This is a genomic window from Paenibacillus caseinilyticus (assembly GCF_027533645.1).
Lineage (GTDB): Bacteria > Bacillota > Bacilli > Paenibacillales > NBRC-103111 > Paenibacillus_G > Paenibacillus_G caseinilyticus.
Genome location: NZ_JAQAGY010000034.1, coordinates 1 through 22,215 on the forward strand (window position 1 = coordinate 1; position 22,215 = coordinate 22,215).

Genomic DNA, 22,215 nt, shown 5'->3' on the forward strand with positions numbered 1-22,215 from the left:
TCCCCGAAGGAAATGATCCGCTCGACTTGCATGTATTAGGCACGCCGCCAGCGTTCGTCCTGAGCCAGGATCAAACTCTCCATTAAAGAAAAGCTGACTTGCTCATTTTGAAGCATGGCAGAATCTCATTGCTGAGCTTCTATATTTAACACTCACTCGATGTTCAGTTTTCAAAGGGCAATCATACAACAGCATCTTTGAATTACATTTTTCTTCAACAGCTGTCGTTTTATGTCACCTTCTCAAGCGGCGACTTTCCTAATGTAACACATTCACCCAAGTTTGTGCAAGTTCTTTTTTGAAGTTTTTAATTTCAATCTTGTTTGCGACAACTTGTCCGATAAATGAGAACGAGTAATAAGATACCACAGGAAAATTTAGTAGTCAAGACTTCTTTGAAATCTTTATTTTAATCTTCAGTGATACATCCGATTCCTCGCATATCTTGATATTTCTCGTGGAGACGCCAATCGGGCATACATACGAAAGATGACTTTGTATCTGGATTCAATGGCCACCTTAATGTCTGCATCAATTCTTTTGTCATTAAGATCAAACAGCATCTCATCCAGTTCTTTACGTAATACATAATCCAACTCTCTGCATTCGCGCTCATTAAACAAGAAGCCCAACATGCTCACTGAACTGCCCCTTTCGAGTAGCATAAGCCAGAAAAAAAGAGAATACTCTGACCCGCTTTAAGATTCAACTTTGGCTCGGCCAGTGCATCCCCTTCTCACGCCAACAAGCAACTACCATCGCTTTACTGTTATGCACAGTTTTTGGCATTTTTATGAGTGCGTCTTATGATATTTTTACTCCGGATGCTAACCAGAATGTCAGAGTGCTCTCGATTACCGCGGCAATAAAAAGGACCGCTACAAGCATAACCGCCACAACAGGGAGGGTACGAAAGTAACGTAAAAACTGCTGGGACACTATTCCTTTCCGTGCCGGGCTCGGTATAGAGATCAACCATTTGAGCACCAGGATCCCAAGTCTAAGCCCATAGGCACAAGCCACAATGACGGCCGGCAGTTCCAAAATGCCATGAGGGACGATAGTCTTAATTAATACTGTCCAAGATTCTTTCTCCACGACCAGCACACTGATATAACCAATAAGCAAACCGTTCACCACTAAAAAGAATAATGGCGGCAGACCTAAGAATGCCCCAAGTGCAATAATGATTAACGACTTAGAAGCATTATTCCAGAATATCAGCCAGAAAATCGACCACTGCTGATTGGGCGCTTCTTTCGTTGTTTCCAAGATATCCTTGAGAGCTTCCATCTGGCCAAGAATCATATTATCGAATCTTTCCGACGAAGCCGCCCCCATGTATATCCCTACCAGCATAACCAATGTAGAAGCAATAAAATAGTGCTTCATTTCCTTCGCTTGTAGCCAAGTCAGTTTCCAGTTCACTTCGTTATCCTCCTAGCACTTGAGCATAAATTAGTGGTACGAGCATACATTGTATCATCTTAAGTTCAAACAAGCCTTAACGTATGAGGCGGATAGGGAGGCCGTATTGTGAATTTTTTTTATGTGATGAACGGTAAAAAAGTTAAACAAGCACTTATCATTACCGTTGCATTTCTGTTTGCCATCGGAATCGTATATTCAGAAAGGGGCAACGTAACTGTCTTCTCTCAAAATGAACCTGCAGCGATCTATAACGTTCCCACCGAAAAAAAAGTGATTGCTCTAACCTTCGACATCTCGTGGGGCGATAAGAGAACCGAACCTATTCTTAAAGTTCTCGAAGATAAAGGAGTTAAACAAGCAACATTCTTCTTATCCTCCCCTTGGAGTAAAACTCATCCGGAGATGGTTTCCAAAATTGCAAAGAACGGATGGGAGATCGGAAATCATGGGCATAAACACGTAAATTACAGCTCTCTTAGCGATGAAGAAATCCGACAACAACTGCAGACTTCGAATCAGGTGTTGACCGAAGTCATCGGAACGCGTCCTAAATTACTCAGATTGCCTAATGGGGACTATGATAAAAGGGTCCTCCGTATTGCCAACGAAATGAATTATACGGTCATTCAGTGGGATACCGATTCACTTGACTGGAAAAATCCGGGCGTGGACCAAATTGTCAACCGAGTAGTGTCCAAGGCTCATCCCGGTGACATAATCCTAATGCATGCAAGTGACTCTTCCAAACAAACTCACGAGGCACTTCCCCGAATAATCGATGATTTGAAAGGGAAAGGTTACGAATTTGTCAGTGTAAGTGCACTTATTAAAGGAACCCACGTAGACAATAAATCCCCAGTTGAAGATCAGACTTTTAAGCATATAGAGTAATCCCAGGGTTCCCCCGCTCTCTTCAGTTAATAAACAAGGAAGAGCCGTTATTACAACGGCTCTTTGTTTGTTTTTAAAACTTTGCTTAGGATCAGAATCTGCCATGCATTACATGAGATCAGGGGGACCATCATAAAGACCGTAGAAGGCGCGTTGTTTAATCTTAACGAAGGTACGGCCTCAATGGCTGTAACGGCGATCATGAAGAATAAAGTCGGTATCCAAGAGGATGCATTGGTCATTCGCACTTTCCACCATGCTGCTCCGAATCCAGACAAAGCCACGAAAAGAGGCAGTATGAGAAAGGCCGTCCATCCCTTCTCGCCTGAGGATCCCGTATAGCGTAAATAAATCAAATCAAACATTACGATGATGATAACAATCAATTGGAGCATATTCCAAGTTCCCTTGTTGCGAATCATCCCCATAACCATATATCGAAAAATCAGATAAGCGAAAAATCCCATCTGACTAAGGACGCTGATAGTGGCTCCCCCAAGCAGCATGGTGGCTGCACTAAATCCCATTTCTTTACCGCCCCATGTTACTTCCTGGTCGCTTAGCTGCAAAAATAATCCAGCTACTAATGCCGTACCGGCCCCTATGAACATCGTTGTCCAGAATAGATAAAACCATTTACGCAAAGTCACAGTCCCGTACCCCCAACTCCAGTAGTTACAACAGTTAATTGTACCAACCTTCACAATAAAAAGCTAACAAGAATTGTGTTAAACTGCTTCTTTCGTACAAATACTAACCGCAAAACAATGAAAGGGGCCTGTCCCTGATGATCAAGCGTTGGAAGCGTATCGTACCCGCTGTCGTGATGGTCGGCATCCTGGCGGCCTGTGGCTCGGAACCTCAACAACAAGCTTCAGGCAGCAACAGCAATACTTACAAAGATACAAAATCTATGGTCCTCGATATTCTTAAAACGGAGGATGGGCGAAAAGCCATCCAAGAAGCAACGGTCAGCAATACCAGCAAATTATCCCTTCTTTCTGCTGGAGATACCCAGCAGCTGCAGTTGGCCGTCAAAGATGTTCTCATTGATACTGACAGTAACAAATTCCTTCAAACTATGATTTCGGATCCTAAATTTGCGGGTCAATTTGCCAAAGCAATTCAAAAGGATACGAAGCAATTGCAAAAGGACTTGTTAAAGGATCCCGAATACCAAAAACAGATGATGGATGCCATGAAAAGTCCTGAGTTTGAAGGGATGCTGCTCGACACGATGAAATCAACCCCTTATCGAACCCAGACCAAGACCGTTATCCAAGAATCGCTGCAGAGCCCCCTATTCCGGCTTGAATTGATGGAACTGATGAAGAAGGTGCTGCAGGAAGAATCGACGCCTAAAGCTCAATCTCAAGGTTCTGGTGGCGGTGGTGGAGAGAAGAAACAAGGCGAGGGGCAAGATCAAAAGAAAGAAGAGGGAGGCTCCGGCGGCGGAGGTGAAGGTGGCGGCTCCGGTGGAGAAGAAGGCGGGGGCGAAGGCGGAGAAGAAGGTGGAGAGAAAAAAAGTGAAGAAGGCGGAGAGAAAAAGAAACAAGAATAATACCTCCATCCGCCGCATTCAAACAAAGGACCGGCCAATAGGCCAGTCCTTTGCTATATTACCCAAGCTTTCTAATGACCTCTTGAGCAATTTCGAGGTAAATCTTGCCGGTTACCGTCTCTGCTTTATACACTGAAGGGGAATAATCCGGCTCAGCTACATGATTGTCTGGTACGCCTAATGGAATTTGTGCAAGCAAGCCGGTATGCAGCTCTTCTGCGAGCTTGGCACCTCCACCACGCCCAAACACATATTGCTTATTGCCGCATTGCTCACAAGCGTAATAAGACATGTTCTCTACTATACCCAGAATTTCATGTTCGGTATGGATGGCCATGGCCCCAGCCCGAGCCGCTACAAAAGCAGCCGTAGCATGAGGAGTCGTAACAATAATCTCTTTGCTGTGCGGGATCATCTGATGAACATCCAGAGCGACATCACCAGTGCCCGGCGGAAGGTCCAACAGAATGTAATCGAGTTCCCCCCACTCTACCTCACTAAAGAAATTCCTCAACATCTTTCCGAGCATCGGCCCCCGCCAGATGACGGGCGTGTTCTCTTCCACAAAAAAGCCCATGGAAATGACCTTAACGCCAAATTTCTCTACGGGTAAAATACGGTTGTCCACCATCTGGGGGCGCTCTTCAATGCCCATCATATCCGGAACACTAAACCCATAAATATCTGCATCCACGAGGCCGACTTTTTTACCGATTCGCGCAAGAGCCACTGCCAAGTTTACAGTGACTGTAGACTTGCCGACTCCCCCTTTACCGCTAGCGATCGCGATGCATTTTACTCCGGATTGTTCATCCAATACATTCATGGATTCTCGCTCAGATGCCCCCTGTATACCATTGAAGGTTGGCGAAGGCTCCTGTACTCTCTTAGCGGCCTCACTGCGGTCATAGTCCGTTAAAGTCCGGAAACGCAAATGGACATCCGCTGCACCTGCTTTCTGAAACGCATCCGTTATAGCATGCTGCAGGTTTGATCTATACGATTCGTCTTCCTGGGACAGCAGTACTGTTGCCGCAACCCCATTCTCTCTTATAACCATATCCCTTACAAATTGCAATTCAACAAGACTTAAGCCAAATTCGGGGTCTTTCAGCTGGCTTATGGAGGCCAGCAGCTCTTCTTTGGTTGCCACAGTGTCACCTCAGCGGTAGGTTATGGAATTCATCTGATGTTATTATATCACAATTTTAGCTTGGTCCCACTTTCTTACCCGAATAGAAACGAAGAATTCCCTGGTATATCGATGCGGCGACTTTCTTTTGATATGACGAACTCCTGAGCAGCCCCGCTTCTGTCGGATTGGATAGAAAACCAACCTCAACCAAAGCGCTTGGAATACGCATCGCCTTCAGCAAGAAAATCTCTTTGTCCGCCTGCTTGGCTATACGATCTGTATTCTCTAGATTCTTAATAATTTCGTCCTGAATCAGCATGGCCAAACGTGCGTTCTCCTTCCCGTTCTCTTCTGGATTAAAAAAGGTCTGAGCACCGGACCATTTGGCAGATGGAATACTATTCATATGAATGGAAATCAGCAAGTCCGATTTTTGCTGAACCACAAACTCCGCTCTTTTATGTAAGTCCTCCGTCTTCCGCCGGCTGTATCCCTTGGTCGAAGGATCAGCGAGATCCTTATCCTCTTCCCGCGTCATCACTACTAAAGCTCCGGCCTGCTGCAAATAATCACGTAAATATTTAGTTATTGCCAGATTAACGTCTTTCTCAACCAGACCATCTTTACTACTCGCCCCACCGTCCGGTCCTCCATGCCCCGCATCCAGAGCAATAACTTTACCTGACAGTGGCATCGTCCAGTAGGTCCAGGTTTTGGTACTCGGCAGCTCATAGGTAAACAGGAACAGCATTAATGTAACGAGCAATGCTGACATTCCGATCTTCAGTCCACCGTGCATCGTCAACCAGACAATGACCCTCTTCTTTCTTCGGAACATGAAAAATCCACCTCGCATCCCCATAGACTCACTTTCATCTTATGGGACAAGGTGGATTATTAGACCAATCAGATTAGACTTGGTATTCAGGTTCTTTCATACCTTCTATCAGCACTTCGGCTACTTCCGGACGTGTAAACTGTGGCGGCGGACACTGTCCGTCACGAAGCAATGCACGAACCTTCGTACCCGACAGGTGCATATGGTCTTCTTTGGTATGCGGGCAAGTCTTGCTAGAAGCCATGTTACCACATTTGGTGCAGAAGAAACTGTGCTCGAAGAACAACGGCGTAATGCCTAGTTCTTCTGCAGTGAAGTTGCTGAATATCTCTTGGGCTTCATATGTTCCGTAGTAATCGCCTACGCCGGCGTGATCGCGGCCCACAATGAAATGAGTGCAACCATAATTTTTGCGAACCATGGCATGGAAAATGGCTTCTCTTGGGCCAGCATAACGCATAGCAGCCGGGAAGACACCAAGGAATACACGATCCTTTGGATAATAATTCTCAAGTAAAACCAAATAACTGCGCATACGGACATCAGCGGAGATATCATCCGATTTGGTTTCGCCCACCAACGGATTCAAGAAAAGGGCATCCACAATTTCCATAGCGCTCTTTTGGATATACTCATGAGCCCGGTGTACCGGATTACGAGTTTGGAAGCCTACAACCGTTCTCCAGCCCTTCTCGGCGAAGATTTGACGTGTCACGGACGGATCATAATAAAAGTCCTCAAACTTCTCAGGCTTCGGCCGATTCAGTACTTGTACGGGACCACCGATGTACGTATGAGGACGAGAAAGAAGCTTTTGAACACCTGGGTGTTCCGTGTCGTCCGTTTTGAATACCTTAACGGCTTCATTCTTCTGATCAACTTGATAAATACTCTCAACACGGATCAGACCATACACTACGCCGTCCGCTTCCCCTACCAGGGCCACATCCTGACCTTCGCTAAGTGCGCCTGCTACCTGTTCTTCCACGGCTAGAGTAATCGGAATACTCCACACCGTCCCGTTAGCCAGACGCATGCTCTCTACAACAGAATGGTAATCTTCCTTACCCATGAAACCGGTTAGAGGAGAAAATGCCCCCACACCAATCAAATCCAAATCGGAGATCGTCCATGTGTTAATCTTGAGCTGGTAAAGCCCTTCTGCTTGCTTCAATAATTCTTCTCTTGCTGCGCCTTCAACCACGCGATTAATAAGTGTTCCGCCATGAGGCTGGATCGTCTGAGTCATGCTGCATCCTCCAAACTTATTTACTATTTATTTATGCAATCCGCATTCCGTTTTTTCAAAACCAGCCCAACGTCCAGCTCTAGGATCTTCTCCGACAGCAACCTGGCGTGTGCAGTGTTCACAGCCGATGCTTGGATAATTCATGTCATGCAGCGGGTTATAAATGATGTTGTTATTACGGATATAATCCCACACATCTTCCGATGTCCAGCTCGCGAGGGGATTAAATTTAACCAGACCAAACTTCACATCATATTCTACTTTTTTCGCGTTCGCCCGTGTTGGTGCCTGATCGCGGCGAATACCTGTAAACCATGCATCATAATTTTTCAAAATATCCGTCAGAGGATCCACCTTACGGATATTACAGCAATCTGTCGGGGATGTTTTCCATAACTCCTCGCCATGCTTCAATGCCTGCTCTTCCAAAGTTAATTTAGGGAGCACTTGTACAAATTGCATTCCATAATGCTGTTGAAGACGGTCGCGTGTTTCATATGTTTCTTTAAAATGCACGTTCGTATCAAGGTAGAAGATATCGGTTTTGGGGCTTACCTTCTGGAGCATGTCGACGAGAACTACGTCTTCAGCCCCGAAACTACAGGCGAGTGTGATATTGGGAAATCTTTCTACCGCCCAGGCTAAAAGTGCTTCTGGAGTCTGATCTTCAAATTCTTGGGCAGCTTGATTAATCAGCGCTTCTTTTTCAAATAAATTCATTGTTATTTACCTCCCGATCTTTAATTCCGAGTATGATAATGTGTTTTATGATATTTGATTCTAATTATAATGATGGGCCACTTTTTGTCAATTAGAATTTTTCGCTGGGCTTTATCCCTATCTTATTATTGGTAATCCTATTCGGTGAAAACAAAAAACCCTTTTCGTATAACCGAAAAGGGTTCTGAGTATAAATCTTAACGCTTGGAGAACTGAGGAGCGCGGCGAGCAGCCTTGAGGCCGTACTTCTTACGCTCTTTCATACGAGGGTCACGAGTCAGGAATCCCGCTTTTTTCAGGGCGCCACGGAACTCAGGGTCAGCCTTAAGCAATGCACGGGAGATACCGTGACGAATAGCTCCTGCTTGACCAGTAATACCACCGCCGTGTGCCAGAACAAGAATGTCGTATTTCGTTACAGTCTCAGTCAGGTTAAGCGGTTGTTTTACGATCAGCTTCAGGGTCTCCAGACCGAAATACTCATCCAATTCACGCTTGTTGATAACGATACGGCCTTCGCCCGGTACGAGACGTACACGTGCTACAGAGTGCTTACGACGGCCGGTGCCATAATATTGAACTTGTGCCACAAGACAATCCTCCCTTTAATTAACCGCGAAGTTCCCAAACTACTGGTTGTTGTGCTTGATGCGGATGCTCCGCACCTGCGTATACTTTAAGCTTCAGCTTGATGCGATTACCAAGACGGTTCTTTGGAAGCATGCCGTGGATAGCAAGTTCAAGCATACGCTCCGGCTTATTCTTCAGCATGTCTGCAGCAGACGTAACCTTCAGACCGCCTGGGTGCAAGGAGTGACGATAGTACATTTTGTTCTGCATTTTCTTCCCTGTGAGAACAATCTTCTCAGCATTGATGATGACTACGAAGTCGCCAGCATCAACATGCGGAGTGAATTCAGGCTTGTGTTTGCCACGAAGGATGCTTGCAGCTTCACTGGCCAGACGTCCAAGCGTCTTATCGGTAGCATCAATGATGTACCATTTGCGTTCTACTTCATTTGGCTTCGCCATATATGTGGTACGCATGTAAATGTTCCTCCTAGAATCTATCTTCGGTTCCATTATCAAACATGAGTTAGGTTAGGTATTACGTTGTACTGCTTTGGCAGCATTTCAAGACCCGGGGCCGTGGGATAGCCAATCAAGAAACACCAAAGATAATTATACTATACTTTAGAGAACTTTTCAAGACATTCGCACGGCTTCACCATAAAAAACTTCCCATAGCATCAGGCCATGTGCCATAGCCGTTGGCCCTGCCTTGGATCGGTTCCGGGCCGCAAGAATATCCCCGATGGCCGAGCTGGTCCGCTTTCCTTCTCCGACCTCCAGGATGGTGCCGACGATAATTCTAACCATATTATAGAGAAACCCATTACCCGTCACATAAAAATGAATAGCATACGATTGAAGCTCTTCATCTAGTGGTTCACATTCCAATCTCGCTTCGTAAATGGTACGAACATGAGTAGGAGATGCGGTCCGCGTGGAACAATAAGACGTAAAATCGTGTTCACCGACTAAATGCAATAAACCTTCCCTCATTCTCTCCACATCTAAAGCAGCGGGATGATGAAGTTCATATTGTCGTTTGAAAGGATCAAGCAGCCTTCCGCATCGAACGGTATACCGATATGTCTTACGTTTCGCAGAACGCCGGGCATGGAAGTTCAAAGGAACCTCTTGGGCACGCCATACTACAATATCATTCGGGAGCCGCGAGTTCATTGCATGGCACCAGCGATCAATTGGAATGTTAGATTCCGTATGTACGTTGATGACCTGTCCTCTGGCATGAACACCTGCATCCGTCCGACCTGAAGAAGTCAACTTCACTTTTTCTCCCGTAAGATAGAGTATGGCCTCTTCCAACTGGTCTTGTACCGTATTATGTTCAGGCTGAGTCTGGAACCCATGGTAAGCTGTCCCATCATAGCTGATACTCATGCTTATGTTTCTCAAGGCCTGTCCTCCATACATTAATCCAAAAGTACAAGAAAAAAAGGGTTTCATCAGAATCGTTAGATCCCGTCCACCCTTTCCCATCCTTTTCTCTTTAAGCGCGGTCTACCAGTTCGAGGTAAACCATAGGTGCAGCATCGCCGCGGCGAGGACCCAGCTTCAAGATCCGAGTGTAACCGCCTTGACGCTCCGCGTAACGTGGAGCCAGATCAGCAAAAAGCTTCTGAATGGCGTCTTGGTTCTCGTTAGCTGCCTCACGACGTACGAAAGATGCTACTTGACGGCGCGCATGCAGATCCCCACGCTTTGCCAGAGTAATCAGTTTTTCAGCGATCGAGCGAAGTTCTTTCGCTTTCGCTTCAGTCGTTTGAATACGTTCATGTATGAACAAGTCTGTTACCAGGTCACGAAACAAAGCTTTACGTGCGCTGGAATCACGACCCAACTTTTGGTATGCCATGTGTGTGCAACCTCCTTCTGCTTAATGGTGAGAGGGCACGCATACTTGTGGATGCTAGTCTTCCATTCTGAGGCCAAGACCAAGCTCTTCGAGCTTCTCTTGTACTTCTTCAAGAGATTTGCGTCCCAAATTGCGGACCTTCATCATATCTTCTTCCGTTTTTGTAATCAATTCTTGAACCGTGTTGATACCCGCACGCTTCAAACAGTTGTAGGAACGAACAGAAAGATCCAACTCCTCGATCGTCATCTCAAGGACCTTCTCTTTTTTGTCTTCTTCCTTCTCTACCATGATCTCCGCATCTTTTGCTTCATCGGTCAGACCGACAAACAGCATCAAATGCTCCGTGAGGATCTTGGCGCCTAAGCTGACGGCTTCTTCTGGACGAATACTCCCATCAGACCAAACTTCGAGAGTCAACTTGTCATAGTTGGTCACTTGACCCACACGGGTATTCTCTACGCTGTAATTGACACGGGTAATCGGAGTATAGATCGAATCGATCGGAATCACGCCGATCGGCTGATCCTCTTTTTTGTTCTTGTCTGCCGATACATATCCCCGGCCGCGGTTCGCATGAATTCTCATGTGAAGTCTGGAGTCGGAGGATAGGGTAGCAATGTGCAGATCCGGATTTAAGATCTCCACATCACTATCACCACGAATATCGCCAGCCACAACAGCCCCTTCACCCTCAGCATCAATCTCAAGAACCTTCTCCTCATCGGAGTGGATCTTGAGCGACAAGCCCTTCAGGTTTAGGATAATCTCCGTAACATCTTCCATGACCCCTGGAATCGTGGAAAACTCGTGCAGAACCCCATCGATCTGCACGGAAGTTACTGCTGCTCCGGGCAGAGACGATAGCAAGATTCTGCGTAGCGAGTTACCGAGCGTAGTTCCGTAGCCTCTTTCGAGGGGCTCTACGACAAATTTGCCATAAGAGCCGTCTTCACTCAATGATACGGTTTCTATTTTCGGCTTTTCGATTTCGATCAAGGTTTAACCCTCCTTCAAACGTCGTTTCCCTTTGGATAACTTAAGACGTATAGAACGCGCAGTATGCCTATCCAAATAGTATTCACACCTTTTGGATATTTATACCACCCAGCTTAGAGATCCTAAATTAGACACGACGGCGTTTCGGAGGACGGCATCCGTTATGAGGAATAGGGGTTACGTCTTTAATCAGGTTGACTTCCAAACCTGCTGCTTGCAGCGAACGAATTGCTGCTTCGCGACCTGCGCCCGGTCCTTTAACCATAACTTCAACTGCTTTCATACCATGTTCCATTGCAGCCTTGGCAGCAGACTCAGCAGCCATTTGCGCAGCAAATGGAGTGCTTTTACGGGAGCCTTTGAAGCCCAGGTTACCGGCACTTGCCCAAGAGATGGCATTGCCATGTGGATCCGTAATAGTAACGATGGTATTGTTGAATGTGGAGCGGATATGCGCAACGCCAGAGTCGATGTTTTTCCGGTCACGGCGTTTCGTACGTACGACTTTTTTAGGTTTAGCCATTTAGATGTTCCCTCCTTTACTATTTCTTTTTATTAGCTACAGTACGACGAGGACCTTTGCGCGTACGAGCGTTTGTCTTAGTGCGCTGACCGCGAACAGGCAGGCCACGACGATGGCGAACTCCACGGTAGCAACCGATCTCGATCAGACGCTTGATGTTCAGGGAAATCTCACGACGCAGGTCGCCTTCAACCTTCAGGGTTTTGTCGATCACATCACGGATTTTGCTTACTTCATCTTCTGTCAGATCGCGAACGCGAGTGCTTGCGTCGATACCTGTTTCTGCTACGATTTTTTGAGCCGTAGTGTTACCGATACCGAAAATGTAAGTCAAAGCGATGACTACTCGTTTGTCACGAGGCAAGTCTACACCAGCAATACGTGCCATTTAACTCAGCACCTCCTTAGCCTTGTTTTTGTTTGTGTTTCGGGTTTTCGCAGATTACCATAACGTTCCCTTTGCGGCGAATGACTTTGCATTTTTCGCAAATCGGCTTGACCGATGGTCTTACCTTCATGGTGGTTACCTCCTCAAAGTTTGCGGGAGCAAACTACTTCATAAACGTTACTAACGATTTATTTAAAACGATAGGTTATACGGCCTCTGGTTAAATCATATGGAGAGAGTTCCACTGTCACTTTATCTCCGGGCAGGATCCGGATAAAGTGCATCCTGATTTTCCCTGATACATGAGCAAGTATCTTATGGCCGTTCTCCAGTTCCACCTTAAACATTGCATTCGGAAGAGGTTCAATCACTGTACCTTCAACTTCAATCACATCTTCTTTGGCCACAGTCATTCTCCTTTCTCTTTTGCTTCTTAGGATGATGGTTCGACATATTTGTTCAGTGCAAACCGCAACTTGCCGTTCGTTACACGACCGCTGGAGCGGATGCTATCAGACACTTCCGTACTAAACACAGGCAAAAGCTCAAGATGAATCAAGTTCTTCTTCTTCGGTTCATCGAACTTCCGTTTGCTGCCGTCAGCGATCCACACGTATCGTTGGTCTACGACGCCGATTATGACGGCATGCTTCCCGGTATCCTGTCCCCGAATTACTCTGACGATCTGTCCGATCTGAGGCAATAGAGAACTCGCCATACTCTGAATCTACGATTGAATACGCGTCAAAATCTCGTATCCATCCGCCGTAATCGCTATGGTATGCTCGAAGTGAGCGCACAATGTGCCATCCACTGTGACAACCGTCCAATTATCTTCGAGGGTTTTTACATATCGTTCACCCACGTTAACCATTGGCTCGATTGCAAGTACCATACCCGGCCTTAGCCGCGGACCGCGATCCGGCACGCCGTAGTTCGGAATCTGTGGTTCTTCGTGAAGCTCGGTTCCAATGCCATGACCTACATATTCGCGAACAACTGAAAAACCTTCATCTTCAATCACTTTCTGAATGGCATGGGAGATGGTATACAGACGTACATCCGGCTTGGCTTCCGCCAGTCCAGCGTACAAAGAACGTTCCGATACTTCCAGCAACTTGCGAGCAGTATCCGAAATCGTCCCCACACCATACGTCCAAGCCGAATCCCCGTGATATCCCTTGTACTGAGCGCCGATATCAATGCTGATGATGTCACCATCCTTCAGCTTTCTCTGACCAGGTATGCCATGAACCAATTCATCGTTAACCGAAGCGCAGATACTTCCGGAGAATCCGTTATAGCCTTTGAAAGAGGGGATTGCGCCCTGACTGCGAATATAGTCTTCTGCGATCTGATCGAGCTCTTTCGTTGTAATATCGGGCTGAATGGACTGCTTGAGCAGACGATGCGTTTCGGCTACTATGCGGCCAGCCTCCCGCATCAATTCCAATTCAGCTGCAGACTTACAAATGATCATTACGCTTGCCCTCGCAATAGTGAACTGATTTGTGCAGTGACCGTATTAATTTCTTGCTCACCGTTAACCTCACGCAATATTCCTTTGTTACGGTAGTACTCAAGCAGTGGAGCGGTTTTATTGATATACTCGTCCAAACGAGTCCCTACTTTTTCCTCGGTGTCATCCGAGCGCTGATACAACTCACCAGAACACTTGTCACAAACATTCTCACGTGCAGGAGGGTTAAACAAGATATGATACGTCGCACCGCAGGATCTGCAGATTCGACGCCCGGTCAGACGTGCAAGCAGCAGATTCCGATCTACACTTAAGTTAACGACATGTTCAATGGATTTATCCATGGATGCGCCGATTTCATCTAGCGCCTCTGCCTGGGATATGGTTCTCGGAAACCCATCGAGCAAAAATCCTTTATTGCAGTCAGGCTGCTGGAGACGTTCGCGGACAATGCCAATGGTGATCTCATCCGGAACAAGCAAGCCTTGATCCACATATTTCTTTGCTTCCACACCTAACGCTGTTTCTTGCTTCATCGCGAGTCGGAAAGCATCCCCTGTGGAAATATGCGGAATCTGAAACTCATCAACGATTCTTTCCGCCTGAGTGCCTTTGCCGGCGCCAGGAGGGCCCATAAAGATGATATTCACCGCGACTTCCTCCCCCACAATCACCCATAGATGCTAACAGCACAATAGGTGCCGATAGCTAACAAGTTAACTACCAGTACCTATTTGCTATTTGTTAATGAACCCCTTGTAGTGGCGTTTGATCAACTGGCTCTCGATTTGTTTCATCGTCTCGAGACCTACGCCAATAACGATCAGCAAGGAGGTACCACCAATCTGTACGGATTGTGGCAGTCCGGCTACTCCCGCAAGTACCATCGGGAAAATCGAAATGGCCGCCAAGAAGAGTGCCCCTGATAAGGTGATTCTTGTCATCACCCTTGTAAGATAAACCGAAGTCGTCTTGCCAGGGCGAATACCTGGAATATAACCACCGTTCTTCTTCATCTGGTCGGCCATTTGAACTGGGTTCATTTGAACGAAGGTGTAGAAGTAGGTAAACCCGATGATCAGCAAAACATACAAAGTCATCCCTAGAGGGTGAGTATAGTTAAAGTTGGTGATAATCCAGTCTGCTACCGAATTGCCGGCCCAGAAGCTGGCAAGTGTCGGTGGAAACATGATTAGCGATACTGCAAAGATTACTGGAATTACACCGGCTGCATTCACTTTAAGTGGAATGTGTGTCGATTGTCCTCCAAACATTTTGCGGCCTACTACACGTTTTGCATACTGAACTGGAATTTTACGAACTCCCTGCTGCACGAAGATGACCCCCGTGATCATTGCAATGACAACGATCGCGATCAGTACCACCTTCAGAATGCTAAGGAAGAGCGCTCCTTCCGCACCGGTAAACTGCGTCTGATAAATCTGTCCGATTGAATTCGGAATCCCTGCGACGATACCCGCGAAGATGATAATGGAAATACCATTTCCAATCCCATTTTCGGTGATTTGTTCCCCTAACCACATCAGAAAAGCTGTCCCCGCGGTGAGTACAATGGCAATCAAGGCATACGTGGTCATTGTCGGATTGATAACCAATCCAGAATAAGCACGGTTGAACCCAACCGCCAGTCCAAACGCTTGAATTAAGCCGAGAACGATTGTCCCGTAACGGGTAATCTGCCCCAGCTTTTTTCTGCCTACTTCACCTTCTTTGGCCCACTGTGTAAATGTCGGAATGACATCCATAGACAGCAGCTGCACAATGATCGAAGCCGTGATGTACGGCATAATCCCCATTGCAAAAATGGAGAACTGGAACAATGCACCGCCAGAGAACGTGTTAAGCAAGCCGAATATACCGGTAGAGCTGGCTTGATCTTGAAGTTTCAGAATCTCTGTGTTGATGTTAGGTACCGGAATAAACGCACCAATTCTGTAGACGATCAGCACCAGCAGCGTAAACAAAATACGCTTCCGGAGATCGTCTACTTTCATAATATTGGATATGGTACGGAACATTAAATCACCTCGGTTTGACCGCCGGCAGCTTGGATTTTCTCTACCGCAGATTGGGAGAATTTGCTCGCCTTCACATTCAGCCCGACCGTGATTTCGCCGTTACCCAAAATTTTAATTCCGTCTCTTGGGTTATTGACAATACCAGACTCAAGCAGAACTTCTGGAGTAACTTCCGTACCCGCCGCAAACTTGTTCAGATCCTCAACGTTGATAACAGCATATTCCTTACGGAATGGGTTGTTAAATCCACGTTTCGGCAAGCGACGATAAAGTGGGTTTTGACCACCCTCAAAACCTGGACGCACACCGCCACCAGAACGAGCGTTTTGCCCTTTGTGACCGCGAGTCGACGTTTTGCCCATTCCGCTACCAACACCGCGACCTACACGTTTGCGAGCGCTGCGGGATCCTGGAGCAGATGTAAGTTCATGTAATTTCATCGTTTGCACCTCCTCTAGCTATATGGTTAAGCATTACGCTTCGATTTCTTTTACTTCCACCAAGTGAGTCACTTGGTTGACCATGCCGCGGATAGCAGCATTGTCAGCTTGTGTTACGGTTTGATGCAGCTTGCGAAGTCCGAGAGCGGCAACTGTACGACGCTGCGTTTCAGGACGACCGATCAGGCTGCGCTTGAGGGTAATTTGCAATTGCTTAGCCATGGTATCCCTCCTAACCTAAGAGTTCTTCTACGGTTTTCCCGCGAAGCTTAGCAACGTCTTCCGCACGCTTCAGGCGTTGAAGGCCTTCGAGAGTTGCGTTTACCATATTCATGGAATTGGAAGAACCCAGGGATTTCGTCAGAATATCGCCTACGCCTGCCAGTTCAAGAACAGCACGAACCGGTCCGCCCGCGATAACACCAGTACCCTTCGATGCAGGCTTCAGAAGAACTTGACCTGCTCCGAATTTACCTGTCACCAGGTGAGGAATAGTGGTTCCAACGATAGGAACATGAATCAGGTTTTTCTTCGCATCTTCGATACCTTTGCGAATCGCATCAGGTACTTCGGAGGCTTTACCGATTCCAGCGCCTACCCAACCATTGCCGTCGCCAACAACCACAAGTGCACTAAAGCTAAAACGGCGTCCGCCTTTTACGACTTTAGCTACGCGGTTGATCTGCACGACTTTCTCAGTTAATTCTAAAGTATTGGGATCAATACGCAAGTCCTTTACCTCCTTATGTGTAAATTTGAATTAGAATTCCAGACCTGCTTCACGAGCAGCGTCAGCCAGAGCCTTTACGCGTCCATGATAAAGGTATCCACCACGGTCGAATACGACTTGTACTACGCCAGCTTGCTTAGCGCGCTCTGCGATCAGGGCTCCGACTTTCGTAGCAGCTTCAGCGTTGCCGCCGTTGCCGATTCCGTCTTTCAGTTCCTTGTCCTGAGTAGATGCGGAAGCGATAGTTACTCCCTTCACATCGTCAATCAGTTGAGCGTACATATGTTTAGAGGAACGGAAGATGTTCAAACGAGGACGTTCCGTCGTTCCTTGAATTTTCTTACGAACGCGAAGATGTCTTTTCAAACGCGCTTTGTTCTTGTCCGCTTTAGTAATCATTCGAGTTTCACTCCTTTCAAGTTCGGTCCGAAGTACTGTAGCTAGGCTATAAGCCTATGCCACCTTACTTCTTCTTACCAGCTTTACCTTCTTTGCGAATAATTCTCTCGCCTTCGTATTTGATACCTTTGCCTTTGTATGGCTCTGGCTCACGTACGGAGCGGATCTTCGCAGCGATCGCGCCAACGGCTTCTTTGTCGATACCTTTGACGATGATCTTTGTGTTAGATGGAACTTCGAACTCGATGCCGTTCTCAGGCGTGATCTCAACCGGGTGAGAGTACCCAACGTTCAGGACAAGCTTATCGCCAGTCTTGTTAGCACGGTAACCTACGCCAACCAGTTCAAGGTTCTTTACAAATCCATCTGTTACACCACTAACCATGTTTTGAACAACACTACGTGTTGTACCGTGCAGGGAGCGATGCAGCTTGTTATCTGAAGGGCGCTCTACTGTCAGGACATTGTCCTCAACGCTGATCTTCATATCTTTGTGAAGCTCGCGGCTCAGGGTTCCTTTGGGGCCTTTAACCGTAATCAATGTATTGTCAAGAGTCACGTTTACTCCGCTTGGGATCGTGATCGGTTTGCGACCAATACGGGACATGTTTGCACCTCCGTTCTTTCTAAATCGGTATTACCAGACGTAGCAGATTACTTCTCCGCCGGCTTTGGTTTGACGAGCTTCTTTATCTGTTATAACCCCTTTGGATGTAGACAGAATTGCGATTCCAAGGCCGCCGAGTACGCGAGGTACTTCTTGGCTTTTCGCGTAAACGCGAAGACCTGGCTTGCTGATTCTTTTCAGACCCGTGATAACACGCTCCTGATTCGGACCGTACTTCAGGAACAAGCGGATAATGCCTTGCTTGCTGTCTTCGATATATTCAGCGTCACGAATGAAGCCTTCCTTCTTGAGGATCTCAGCGATTTCACGCTTAACCTTCGAAGCTGGAATCTCCACAGTTTCATGACGAACAACGTTAGCATTACGAATGCGTGTAAGCATATCTGCAATTGGATCGGACATAACCATGTGTTGTAAACCTCCTTCCCGTAACTATGAGTTTTACCAGCTTGCTTTTTTCACGCCAGGAATCTGGCCTTTGTATGCTAATTCGCGGAAACAAATTCTGCAAATTTTAAATTTCCGTAATACGGAATGGGGACGGCCGCAGCGCTCGCAGCGAGTATATGCCTGCACTTTGAATTTCGGAGGACGCTGCTGCTTAATCTTCATCGAAGTTTTTGCCACTTCAGTTTACACCTCCAAAGTTCCCGTAGGAAACTTGCTGTTTCTACTTTTTATTTGGAAAACGGCATGCCGAGTTGCGCGAGCAATTCACGAGACTCTTCGTCCGACTTAGCTGTAGTTACGATAACAATATCCATACCACGTGCTTTATCAACTTTATCGTACTCGATTTCCGGGAAGATCAGTTGCTCTTTCAAACCGAGTGTATAGTTACCGCGACCGTCGAATGCCTTGGTGGAAACACCACGGAAGTCACGTACGCGAGGCAGGGCTACATTAAACAGTTTGTCGAGGAAATGATACATACGCTCGCCGCGGAGCGTAACTTTCACACCGATCGGCATATTCTCACGAAGCTTGAAACCAGCGATCGATTTCTTTGCTTTAGTGATAACAGGCTTTTGGCCTGCGATCAGTTGCAGATCCGATACTGCGGTATCAAGAACTTTGGAGTTGGAAACTGCCTCACCAACACCCATGTTGATAACCACTTTCTCGATCTTTGGAACTTGCATAACCGTAGTGTAGCTAAACTTCTGCATCAGGGCAGGAGTGATTTCGTTCAGGAAACGTTCTTTCATTCTTGCAGCCATGAATCTGAGTACCTCCTTTCTTACCTTTACGATTAATCGATAACCTCGCCGGATTTTTTCGCGACGCGGACTTTCTTACCATTCTCAAGCACTTTGTAACCTACGCGAGTTGCTTGGCCGCTCTTAGGATCAACCAACATTACGTTGGATACATGGATAGGAGCTTCCTGGTTAAGGATGCCGCCTTGTGGGTTTTGCTGCGAAGGCTTCGCATGCTTCTTGATCATGTTCACGCCTTCTACGAGCACACGGTTTTCACGAGGGAATGCAGCGATAACGCGGCCTTTTTTCCCTTTATCCTTACCGGTGATAACGATAACCGTATCCTCTTTTTTCACGTGCAATTTATTGTTATGGGACTCGAGTTTTTTCGGTTGTTTTGGCATTGTGGTTCCACCTCCTGAACAAGACGTTCGCTACTGATATTAGATAACTTCCGGAGCAAGAGATACGATCTTCATGAAGTCTCTGTCACGAAGTTCTCGTGCAACTGGTCCAAAGATCCGTGTACCGCGCGGGCTCTTATCTTCTTTCACGATTACAGCTGCATTCTCATCAAATGTAATGTAGGAACCGTCTTTCCGGCGAGCACCACGTCTCGTACGGACAACAACCGCCTTTACTACATCACCTTTTTTGACAACGCCACCTGGTGTTGCTTCTTTTACGGAGCAAACGATCAGGTCACCAATGTTGGCCGTACGACGTCCTGTACCACCCAACACTCGGATACACATGAGCGACTTAGCACCAGAGTTATCAGCTACGTTCAAGCGTGTAAATGGTTGAATCATTGTGTATTTCCTCCTTCCAGCGTTGATTCCAGATCCGTATATTAAACGATAACCGCTTTTTCAACCACTTCTACCAGTCTCCAGTTTTTATCCTTGGAGAGTGGGCGTGTTTCCATGATTTTCACAACGTCACCAATCTTAGCTTCGTTGTTCTCATCATGTGCCTTAAATTTTTTCGTATATTTAATACGCTTGTGGTAAAGGTCGTGTTTTTTGTAAGTTTCTACAGCTACAACAATGGTTTTGTCCATTTTGTCGCTTACGACTTTACCCAGCTGCGTCTTGCGCTCGTTGCGTTCAGCCATGTGAGATCCTCCTCTCTCGTTCATTAACTAGTGATTCCCAATTCTCTTTCACGCAAAACAGTTTTTGCCCGGGCAATCTCTTTGCGGACTTTCTGAATTTGTACGGGATTATCCAGTTGACCGGTAGCCAGTTGAAAACGGAGGTTAAAGAGCTGCTCTTTAAATCCGGCAATCTTTTGTTCGATCTCAGCAGTGGTTAGGTTGCGAAATTCACTAGCCTTCATTTGCTTCACCACCTACATCTTCTCTTTTCACAAACTTCGTCTTGATTGGCAGCTTGTGAGAGGCAAGACGCATAGCTTCACGGGCGATTTCTTCGCTAACACCAGCAAGTTCAAACAGAACTTTACCAGGTTTAACAACAGCTACCCATTTTTCTACGTTACCTTTACCGCTACCCATCCGGACTTCAAGCGGCTTTTGGGTAATTGGCTTGGACGGGAAAATCTTGATCCAAACTTTACCACCACGCTTGATATAACGAGTCATTGCAATACGAGCAGCCTCGATTTGACGGTTGGTTACCCAAGCCGGCTCCATTGCCTGGAGACCGAATTCACCGAAATGAACCTCAGAACCACCTTTTGCACGACCGCGCATATTGCCGCGGTGCTCTTTACGGTGTTTTACACGTTTAGGAACTAACATGATTAGTTGCCTCCTTCCGCAGCAGCCTTTTTCTTAGCCGGTGGAAGAACTTCGCCGCGGTAGATCCATACTTTTACGCCGATTCGACCATAAGTGGTATGAGCCTCAGCTGTACCATAATCGATGTCTGCACGAAGCGTATGAAGTGGAACTGTACCTTCGCTGTAGCCTTCCGTTCTGGCGATTTCCGCTCCACCCAGACGACCGCTAACCGATGTTTTGATTCCTTTTGCGCCGGAACGAATCGTTCTTTGGATCGATTGTTTCAATGCACGACGGAAAGATACACGGCGCTCCAGTTGCTGAGCAATGCTCTCAGCCACAAGAATAGCATCCATTTCAGGGTTCTTCACTTCGGAGATGTTGATATGGACTTTCTTACCGTTCGTCAGCTTGGACAGGTAGCCGCGGATAACTTCCACTTCAGACCCGCCTTTGCCGATTACCATACCAGGCTTCGCAGTGTGAATTGTAACGTTCACGCGGTTAGCCGCACGTTCGATTTCAATACGGGAAACGGCGGATTCTTTCAATTTTTGCTTCAAGTACTCGCGGATCTTAACGTCTTCCATCAGCAGATCGCCGAAATCTTTGCCGGCATACCATTTGGACTCCCAATCACGGATAATACCGATACGAAGTCCCACCGGATTTACTTTTTGCCCCACACGTTGTCCCTCCTTATTTCTCAGATACCACTAATGTAATGTGGCTGGTACGTTTATTAATCCGGCTCGCACGACCCATAGCGCGAGGACGGAATCTCTTCAAAGTCGGGCCTTGATCTACAGTTGCAGTAGAAACGACCAGGCTATTTACGTCCATGGAGTAGTTATGCTCTGCATTTGCGATAGCCGAGTTCAGCAGCTTCTCTACGATAGGAGAAGCGGATTTCGGAGTATGACGCAGGATGGCAATAGCTTCACCTACTTGCTTACCGCGAATCAGATCAACCACGAGTTGTGCCTTACGGGGAGCAATACGAACATATCTAGCAATAGCTTTAGCTTGTTGCATGGAAGTACCTCCTCTCAATCAAGAAATCAATATATATCCGTTCGAAACAATTAACGCTTGCCCGTTTTCTTATCCGAGTCCGTGTGACCTTTATAAGTACGAGTTGGAGCGAATTCACCGAGCTTATGTCCGACCATATCTTCCGTTACATATACCGGTACATGCTTTCTGCCATCATAAACTGCGAAAGTGTGTCCGATGAATTGCGGGAAGATAGTGGAACGGCGAGACCAAGTTTTGATAACTTGCTTTTTCGTAGCCTCGTTCATATCTTCGACTTTCTTCAAAAGGTAACCATCGATAAAAGGACCCTTTTTCAAACTGCGACCCATGCGTT

General features: G+C 46.7%; 38 protein-coding genes and 1 rRNA gene. 2 read left to right on the top strand and 37 right to left on the bottom strand.

The window, feature by feature from the left end; translation table 11 throughout:
- From O9H32_RS30380 to O9H32_RS30390, 3 genes are all read right to left on the bottom strand, one after another.
- Positions 1-86 (bottom strand): 16S ribosomal RNA (locus O9H32_RS30380); the annotation flags it as partial.
- 330 nt (positions 87-416) lie between these two features.
- Positions 417-635, bottom strand: a complete 219-nt coding sequence (locus tag O9H32_RS30385) for a hypothetical protein (protein ID WP_269869906.1) — start codon at positions 633-635, stop codon at positions 417-419.
- Between the two features lie 169 nt (positions 636-804).
- Positions 805-1,428 carry a stage II sporulation protein M gene (locus tag O9H32_RS30390; RefSeq protein ID WP_269869848.1) on the bottom strand — a complete coding sequence of 208 codons (624 nt, stop codon included), beginning with the start codon at positions 1,426-1,428 and terminating at the stop codon, positions 805-807.
- Between the two features lie 108 nt (positions 1,429-1,536).
- Here O9H32_RS30390 and pdaB point away from each other — a divergent pair, with 108 nt between their 5' ends.
- On the top strand, positions 1,537-2,322 hold the full coding sequence (gene pdaB / locus O9H32_RS30395; protein ID WP_269869849.1) for a polysaccharide deacetylase family sporulation protein PdaB: 786 nt from the start codon (positions 1,537-1,539) through the stop codon (positions 2,320-2,322).
- A gap of 50 nt (positions 2,323-2,372) precedes the next feature.
- On the opposite strand, the gene O9H32_RS30400 is transcribed toward pdaB, so the two are convergent.
- A complete protein-coding gene (locus O9H32_RS30400; protein ID WP_269869850.1) occupies positions 2,373-2,972 on the bottom strand; it encodes a KinB-signaling pathway activation protein in 600 nt (199 codons plus the stop codon).
- Positions 2,973-3,109: 137 nt separating this feature from the next.
- Here O9H32_RS30400 and gerD point away from each other — a divergent pair, with 137 nt between their 5' ends.
- A complete protein-coding gene (gene gerD, locus O9H32_RS30405; RefSeq protein WP_269869851.1) occupies positions 3,110-3,883 on the top strand; it encodes a spore germination lipoprotein GerD in 774 nt (257 codons plus the stop codon).
- 58 nt (positions 3,884-3,941) lie between these two features.
- Here gerD and O9H32_RS30410 read toward each other — a convergent pair whose 3' ends face one another.
- From O9H32_RS30410 to rpsS, 33 genes are all read right to left on the bottom strand, one after another.
- On the bottom strand, positions 3,942-5,036 hold the full coding sequence (locus tag O9H32_RS30410; RefSeq protein WP_269869852.1) for an Mrp/NBP35 family ATP-binding protein: 1,095 nt from the start codon (positions 5,034-5,036) through the stop codon (positions 3,942-3,944).
- A gap of 55 nt (positions 5,037-5,091) precedes the next feature.
- Positions 5,092-5,856: an N-acetylmuramoyl-L-alanine amidase CwlD gene (cwlD, locus tag O9H32_RS30415; RefSeq protein ID WP_269869853.1), complete on the bottom strand. Its 765-nt coding sequence runs from the start codon at positions 5,854-5,856 to the stop codon at positions 5,092-5,094.
- Positions 5,857-5,929: 73 nt separating this feature from the next.
- Entirely contained in the window at positions 5,930-7,105 is a 1,176-nt protein-coding gene (gene sat, locus O9H32_RS30420) for a sulfate adenylyltransferase (protein ID WP_269869854.1), read from the bottom strand.
- 27 nt (positions 7,106-7,132) lie between these two features.
- Entirely contained in the window at positions 7,133-7,825 is a 693-nt protein-coding gene (locus tag O9H32_RS30425) for a phosphoadenylyl-sulfate reductase (RefSeq protein WP_269869855.1), read from the bottom strand.
- A gap of 197 nt (positions 7,826-8,022) precedes the next feature.
- On the bottom strand, positions 8,023-8,415 hold the full coding sequence (rpsI, locus tag O9H32_RS30430) for a 30S ribosomal protein S9 (protein WP_269869856.1): 393 nt from the start codon (positions 8,413-8,415) through the stop codon (positions 8,023-8,025).
- Positions 8,416-8,434: 19 nt separating this feature from the next.
- Positions 8,435-8,872 (bottom strand): 50S ribosomal protein L13, encoded by a 438-nt coding sequence (rplM, locus tag O9H32_RS30435; RefSeq protein WP_269869857.1) that lies wholly within the window; start codon positions 8,870-8,872, stop codon positions 8,435-8,437.
- A 159-nt stretch (positions 8,873-9,031) separates the two neighbouring features.
- Positions 9,032-9,808: a tRNA pseudouridine(38-40) synthase TruA gene (truA, locus tag O9H32_RS30440; protein ID WP_269869858.1), complete on the bottom strand. Its 777-nt coding sequence runs from the start codon at positions 9,806-9,808 to the stop codon at positions 9,032-9,034.
- A 94-nt stretch (positions 9,809-9,902) separates the two neighbouring features.
- Entirely contained in the window at positions 9,903-10,268 is a 366-nt protein-coding gene (rplQ, locus tag O9H32_RS30445) for a 50S ribosomal protein L17 (RefSeq protein WP_218095089.1), read from the bottom strand.
- A 54-nt stretch (positions 10,269-10,322) separates the two neighbouring features.
- Positions 10,323-11,267, bottom strand: coding sequence for a DNA-directed RNA polymerase subunit alpha (locus O9H32_RS30450; protein ID WP_013921136.1), 945 nt, complete (start codon positions 11,265-11,267; stop codon positions 10,323-10,325).
- A 127-nt stretch (positions 11,268-11,394) separates the two neighbouring features.
- Positions 11,395-11,790: a 30S ribosomal protein S11 gene (gene rpsK, locus O9H32_RS30455; RefSeq protein ID WP_013921137.1), complete on the bottom strand. Its 396-nt coding sequence runs from the start codon at positions 11,788-11,790 to the stop codon at positions 11,395-11,397.
- A gap of 19 nt (positions 11,791-11,809) precedes the next feature.
- A complete protein-coding gene (gene rpsM / locus O9H32_RS30460; protein ID WP_269869859.1) occupies positions 11,810-12,178 on the bottom strand; it encodes a 30S ribosomal protein S13 in 369 nt (122 codons plus the stop codon).
- A gap of 16 nt (positions 12,179-12,194) precedes the next feature.
- Positions 12,195-12,308 (bottom strand): 50S ribosomal protein L36, encoded by a 114-nt coding sequence (gene rpmJ / locus O9H32_RS30465; protein WP_003333770.1) that lies wholly within the window; start codon positions 12,306-12,308, stop codon positions 12,195-12,197.
- A 58-nt stretch (positions 12,309-12,366) separates the two neighbouring features.
- Positions 12,367-12,585, bottom strand: coding sequence for a translation initiation factor IF-1 (infA, locus tag O9H32_RS30470; protein ID WP_009676800.1), 219 nt, complete (start codon positions 12,583-12,585; stop codon positions 12,367-12,369).
- A 26-nt stretch (positions 12,586-12,611) separates the two neighbouring features.
- Positions 12,612-12,896, bottom strand: coding sequence for a KOW domain-containing RNA-binding protein (locus tag O9H32_RS30475; protein WP_269869860.1), 285 nt, complete (start codon positions 12,894-12,896; stop codon positions 12,612-12,614).
- A 9-nt stretch (positions 12,897-12,905) separates the two neighbouring features.
- Positions 12,906-13,658, bottom strand: a complete 753-nt coding sequence (map, locus tag O9H32_RS30480) for a type I methionyl aminopeptidase (protein WP_269869861.1) — start codon at positions 13,656-13,658, stop codon at positions 12,906-12,908.
- Positions 13,658-14,308 carry an adenylate kinase gene (locus O9H32_RS30485; protein WP_269869862.1) on the bottom strand — a complete coding sequence of 217 codons (651 nt, stop codon included), beginning with the start codon at positions 14,306-14,308 and terminating at the stop codon, positions 13,658-13,660. The genes map and O9H32_RS30485 overlap by 1 nt, the downstream gene beginning before the upstream one ends.
- Before the next feature lie 87 nt (positions 14,309-14,395).
- Positions 14,396-15,697, bottom strand: a complete 1,302-nt coding sequence (secY, locus tag O9H32_RS30490; protein ID WP_269869863.1) for a preprotein translocase subunit SecY — start codon at positions 15,695-15,697, stop codon at positions 14,396-14,398.
- Positions 15,697-16,137 (bottom strand): 50S ribosomal protein L15, encoded by a 441-nt coding sequence (gene rplO, locus O9H32_RS30495; RefSeq protein WP_269869864.1) that lies wholly within the window; start codon positions 16,135-16,137, stop codon positions 15,697-15,699. The genes secY and rplO overlap by 1 nt, the downstream gene beginning before the upstream one ends.
- Before the next feature lie 33 nt (positions 16,138-16,170).
- On the bottom strand, positions 16,171-16,359 hold the full coding sequence (gene rpmD / locus O9H32_RS30500) for a 50S ribosomal protein L30 (protein ID WP_014372559.1): 189 nt from the start codon (positions 16,357-16,359) through the stop codon (positions 16,171-16,173).
- Positions 16,360-16,369: 10 nt separating this feature from the next.
- Positions 16,370-16,867 (bottom strand): 30S ribosomal protein S5, encoded by a 498-nt coding sequence (rpsE, locus tag O9H32_RS30505; RefSeq protein WP_269869865.1) that lies wholly within the window; start codon positions 16,865-16,867, stop codon positions 16,370-16,372.
- Positions 16,868-16,897: 30 nt separating this feature from the next.
- Positions 16,898-17,266, bottom strand: coding sequence for a 50S ribosomal protein L18 (rplR, locus tag O9H32_RS30510; RefSeq protein ID WP_269869866.1), 369 nt, complete (start codon positions 17,264-17,266; stop codon positions 16,898-16,900).
- 64 nt (positions 17,267-17,330) lie between these two features.
- A complete protein-coding gene (gene rplF, locus O9H32_RS30515) occupies positions 17,331-17,873 on the bottom strand; it encodes a 50S ribosomal protein L6 (RefSeq protein ID WP_269869867.1) in 543 nt (180 codons plus the stop codon).
- Between the two features lie 30 nt (positions 17,874-17,903).
- Entirely contained in the window at positions 17,904-18,302 is a 399-nt protein-coding gene (gene rpsH, locus O9H32_RS30520) for a 30S ribosomal protein S8 (RefSeq protein ID WP_269869868.1), read from the bottom strand.
- A 33-nt stretch (positions 18,303-18,335) separates the two neighbouring features.
- A complete protein-coding gene (locus tag O9H32_RS30525; protein ID WP_010498863.1) occupies positions 18,336-18,521 on the bottom strand; it encodes a type Z 30S ribosomal protein S14 in 186 nt (61 codons plus the stop codon).
- 50 nt (positions 18,522-18,571) lie between these two features.
- Positions 18,572-19,114, bottom strand: coding sequence for a 50S ribosomal protein L5 (gene rplE, locus O9H32_RS30530; RefSeq protein ID WP_269869869.1), 543 nt, complete (start codon positions 19,112-19,114; stop codon positions 18,572-18,574).
- Between the two features lie 32 nt (positions 19,115-19,146).
- Entirely contained in the window at positions 19,147-19,500 is a 354-nt protein-coding gene (rplX, locus tag O9H32_RS30535) for a 50S ribosomal protein L24 (protein ID WP_269869870.1), read from the bottom strand.
- A 39-nt stretch (positions 19,501-19,539) separates the two neighbouring features.
- Complete coding sequence (rplN, locus tag O9H32_RS30540; protein WP_013921151.1) at positions 19,540-19,908, bottom strand: 50S ribosomal protein L14; 369 nt, start codon at positions 19,906-19,908, stop codon at positions 19,540-19,542.
- A gap of 41 nt (positions 19,909-19,949) precedes the next feature.
- Positions 19,950-20,213 (bottom strand): 30S ribosomal protein S17, encoded by a 264-nt coding sequence (gene rpsQ, locus O9H32_RS30545; RefSeq protein WP_269869871.1) that lies wholly within the window; start codon positions 20,211-20,213, stop codon positions 19,950-19,952.
- A 23-nt stretch (positions 20,214-20,236) separates the two neighbouring features.
- Positions 20,237-20,437: a 50S ribosomal protein L29 gene (gene rpmC / locus O9H32_RS30550; RefSeq protein ID WP_013921153.1), complete on the bottom strand. Its 201-nt coding sequence runs from the start codon at positions 20,435-20,437 to the stop codon at positions 20,237-20,239.
- Positions 20,427-20,861, bottom strand: coding sequence for a 50S ribosomal protein L16 (gene rplP, locus O9H32_RS30555; RefSeq protein WP_269869872.1), 435 nt, complete (start codon positions 20,859-20,861; stop codon positions 20,427-20,429). The genes rpmC and rplP overlap by 11 nt, the downstream gene beginning before the upstream one ends.
- A 2-nt stretch (positions 20,862-20,863) precedes the next feature.
- Positions 20,864-21,529: a 30S ribosomal protein S3 gene (rpsC, locus tag O9H32_RS30560; protein WP_269869873.1), complete on the bottom strand. Its 666-nt coding sequence runs from the start codon at positions 21,527-21,529 to the stop codon at positions 20,864-20,866.
- A 13-nt stretch (positions 21,530-21,542) separates the two neighbouring features.
- Positions 21,543-21,878 (bottom strand): 50S ribosomal protein L22, encoded by a 336-nt coding sequence (rplV, locus tag O9H32_RS30565; RefSeq protein ID WP_269869874.1) that lies wholly within the window; start codon positions 21,876-21,878, stop codon positions 21,543-21,545.
- 50 nt (positions 21,879-21,928) lie between these two features.
- Positions 21,929-22,210: a 30S ribosomal protein S19 gene (rpsS, locus tag O9H32_RS30570; protein ID WP_269869875.1), complete on the bottom strand. Its 282-nt coding sequence runs from the start codon at positions 22,208-22,210 to the stop codon at positions 21,929-21,931.
- Positions 22,211-22,215 lie beyond the last annotated feature (5 nt).